The following is a 3541-nucleotide window of genomic DNA, read 5'->3' as shown; positions in this document are numbered from 1 at the left end:
ATAGCGCCTCGAAATGGCGCTGTTGTTGGGTGTTCATGGTTCGCCTCCAAGTCTTACCGGGAAGGTAAGGTCTTAAAGGTCAGTGTATGGAATCAAGGGACTCTGCCGCGCAGCGGCTTGGTTCAACAAACGCTTCAAGACGGATTCGCAACGCTTGGCAGTTTTAGTTTGATTCAGCTTTCGTGTTTACGGTGTAATAGTTAAGTATTATGGTAGCGTTGCTCACCACTTAAGCGGGCGTTAGCTGCTCTAAATAACGACTGTATGTGATTACCATCCAAATATATTGTAATTGATATTTTTATGGGCATGATTTTGAGTTTAGTCGCTCTCGAGGACAGATTTCTTCAAAACACGGTTAAAGCAACCAATGTATCCTGAAGGTTATTTGTTCAAGATAGGGATGTAAAATGACTAATAGTACGTGTCCAGCTATTGTTAACATGACTTTTGACAAAGAAAGTCAAGACGCAATTAATACAATAAATGAGATGAATCAGACTGTTAAAGAAGGGTGGGTAGCAATTGTTATTGGTCAACTTGCATTAATTTTTGGTGGTTTGGCTGTGAAAACTCAAGGACCTTCAACTTTTATAGAGAAAAGTTTTGCGTTCAAAACTGTATCAAGTGATATAAGCCAAACATCGTATAGTATCTACTCAGCAAACTGGGAGTACTTTTTTAAGTCACTTTCATCTTTAGATAAGTATGCTAGTAATCAAATAAGTACTATTGCAGGCCTTCAGATGATCAGAAGTAAAATCAGCCCTAAAGAAAGATTATTTTGGAAGGCTGTTCATTATGGGTGCAAAATAAAATGAAGTTTAAATATTTTGCAATTGTTGTTTCGGTGTTAATGTACTCCTCAATCAGCAATGCAGGTGTGGCTGATAATCTTGACTTTGGTTCAGCTCTTCTTCAACAAAAGTTCGTTGACTATGAAAACAAGCACTCAGAGTGTATCTCTAATGGCCAGGTTGATATTCTCCCTGATTCAGTGATAGTCAAATTGAAACATCTACCTAATGTTGCGGCGGAAGGGTTAGGTTATTTGAGTCAAGAGGCTGTTAGGGAATGCTCTCAGCCAGAATATAGTGATTTAATGAGGATGTTGTTAGTGCTGGAGATGTCAAACACCTCGACTAAGAAACCTAACCACCTTTCAAAACAAATTACTACTATTAAGAAGCTTATGTTTTCAGTAGTAGATCTAAATGTAGAGAAAAATTACCATGACTTGCCTGAAGGTATTAAGCATGAATTACACTCGATTGAGTTACTAAAGAAACCATTTAATCTCATTGACGCATATGAGAGAGCCTGGAATTAACACCTCAAAATTCCAGCAGCTAACAAATAAGGATACGTGTCGCGCAGCCGACACTTCTATCCGGTTGTTGGACAAGCCCGTATAACCTTATTAAGTAAATTGCTCGGAGGGAGTTTAATGGGCCTTGCGCCCGTGACTTTGCTCAAGACGAGCGCAGCCTAGAAGTGATAATAATGCTATTCACTTCAGTGGCTTACTGCCTGAGTTCGGTGTTACGTTGGCGTTCTCCTCGTAGGTGTTGAGTGCCATTATCCTTATTCAGTCTGCCTTGCGGCTATCTCGGTCGGGTGGCGCCGACACAGCGCATAGCATGCTGGCAACATGGGCAGTCCCGTTTTGCTTTCTGGGGCTTGGTTTGTTCAGGTAACTGCCATGTCGGCAAGCTGAGCAACATTAGCTGGATGGTCAGCCGCAGTGCTTTCGCACTGCCATGTAGCAAGCCATAATCCCGCACCCGCTGTAACCCTTTTGGCAGCACATGCTGCAAGATAAGCCACAAGAACTGCACAACCGGCAAGGTACGCGTTGCCGGTCGCTGGGTCTGGCTATCGGTATAGCGGAATGTCACCTGATGGTCATTGAACTTGATAATATCATTGTCGGGTAAAACGCCCCGGTATAGGTAGCGTGACTGGCGAGTCATGGTGATGAGCAGTCCTACTTCATCAGGCGTCAAAAGGTCTGGCAGTCGTTTGACCTGCGGCGGTTTGACGATATTGAGCCAGATCCATTGTCTACTGAGGGTATAGCGGTAGAAGAATTGCAAGCCGTAGCGGTCGAGTTTGACGGTACTCCATGAGTGGGTGCGGATGAGTTGGCGGAAGTAGGTACGTAACTGTTCGGTTGTCAGGTGATCTGGCGGGCAGTCAAAGAAGGCAGAAATACGACGTACCGCACGGCTGTAGGCATCGATGGTCGCCGGGCGCTTGCCTTGTAGGATAGGATTATCAAGGTGTTGCTGGTATAGCGCCTCGAAATGGCGCTGTTGTTGGGTGTTCATGGTTCGCCTCCAAGTCTTACCGGGAAGGTAAGGTCTTAAAGGTCAGTGTATGGAATCAAAGGACTCTGCCGCGCAGCGGCTTGGTTCAACAAAAACATCAAGGTGACGCGTTACACTCGGCAGTTTTGGTATGGTGGCCGGTGCGCTTGGAGAGTTCATCGTGGCGCACCTTATTGCAGGCGTTAGGCACTTAATAAAATATGTAACTCCTTCTTAAATTTTTCGTAGTTTCTCGCAAAAGATAGCTAGCTTGATTCTCATGTGCCTTTACTTGCGTATCATCATGCCACATGATTATTTTAAGTAGGATACAGCAATGGGAGATTCAACGTGGAAAGTGGTTTTTGGTGAGATAGGTATCACGAGTGACCCTGTTTATACACAAAAAGTGACAATTTTTAGTGCAAAGGGTGAAGTGCTCGGTACTTTTAAAGGTAGTTCAACCCCCAATCCTTTCAAGCCTAGTGATCCGTCAATAAAAGGAGAAGAGGCATATCCTTTCGTTAGTAAAGGTTCATATGGGTTAACGCATGGTACTCATAAAGGTAAGCCTGCTCTTGTTGTCAATAACAATCAATTTGTTTCTACTCGCAACAAGAATCCTAATTTTCCAGATTATGGAAAAAGAGCAAACTATATTCATGTTCATTGGGGGTATAAGACCACATGGAAAGGTTCAGCTGGTTGTCCGACAATTCATCCTGGTCAATGGAAAGACTTCTTGGAAAAAGTACCAAGTGGCTCAGGAATCTTAGTGCTGCCATAATTTGTTTTGCGTCTTTTTCGGCTGTTGCATCTGACAGAGTAGATGCTGCGACGGAATATCAGTTACTTTCAAAACAGTATGAGCAATACTATTTAAACAACCGTTTAGATGATGCTATGGAAGTGGCTCTTAAACAGTTGGATATGGATCCAAATGATTCAGTTGCATTTTTACGGCTAGCATTATCAATCCGTAGTTCATGTGACCAAGTAAAGCCGTATTACAGTCAATATGGTTCAATGAATCAGTTTAAAGATGTAACAGGTTTAGCGAGGACGATCATTCAGAAAGAGTGTGGGATAGACCTGTGAGTTGTGCCTAACAAATAAGGATACGTGTCGCGCAGCCGACACTTCTATCCGGTTGTTGGACAAGCCCGTATAACCTTATTAAGTAAATTGCTCGGAGGGAGTTTGATGGGCCTTGCGCCCGTGACTTTGCTCAA

General features: G+C 43.4%; 5 protein-coding genes. 4 read left to right on the top strand and 1 reads right to left on the bottom strand.

From position 1 onward, the window contains the following. The 3 genes from C9I99_RS27350 to C9I99_RS26785 form a co-directional block, all read left to right on the top strand. A partial coding sequence (locus C9I99_RS27350; protein WP_211321963.1) for a hypothetical protein occupies positions 1–204 on the top strand: 204 nt, incomplete at its 5' end. A gap of 206 nt (positions 205–410) precedes the next feature. After that, positions 411–821 carry a hypothetical protein gene (locus C9I99_RS26790; RefSeq protein WP_107351883.1) on the top strand — a complete coding sequence of 137 codons (411 nt, stop codon included), beginning with the start codon at positions 411–413 and terminating at the stop codon, positions 819–821. After that, complete coding sequence (locus C9I99_RS26785) at positions 818–1330, top strand: hypothetical protein (RefSeq protein WP_107351882.1); 513 nt, start codon at positions 818–820, stop codon at positions 1328–1330. The genes C9I99_RS26790 and C9I99_RS26785 overlap by 4 nt, the downstream gene beginning before the upstream one ends. 274 nt (positions 1331–1604) lie before the next feature. Here the strand turns inward: C9I99_RS26785 and C9I99_RS27290 are convergent, their stop codons facing one another. Then, entirely contained in the window at positions 1605–2330 is a 726-nt protein-coding gene (locus tag C9I99_RS27290; RefSeq protein ID WP_170108146.1) for a transposase, read from the bottom strand. A gap of 316 nt (positions 2331–2646) precedes the next feature. On the opposite strand from C9I99_RS27290, the gene C9I99_RS27070 reads away from it, so the two are divergent. Continuing rightward, positions 2647–3096 (top strand): hypothetical protein, encoded by a 450-nt coding sequence (locus C9I99_RS27070; RefSeq protein ID WP_133638300.1) that lies wholly within the window; start codon positions 2647–2649, stop codon positions 3094–3096. The last annotated feature ends 445 nt before the right edge of the window (positions 3097–3541 follow it).

It is taken from the genome of Photobacterium lutimaris, assembly GCF_003025555.1.
In the GTDB taxonomy this organism is placed as follows: domain Bacteria; phylum Pseudomonadota; class Gammaproteobacteria; order Enterobacterales; family Vibrionaceae; genus Photobacterium; species Photobacterium lutimaris.
The sequence above is the reverse complement of the archived record's forward strand: the minus strand, read 5'-3'. Positions and strand labels throughout refer to the sequence as shown.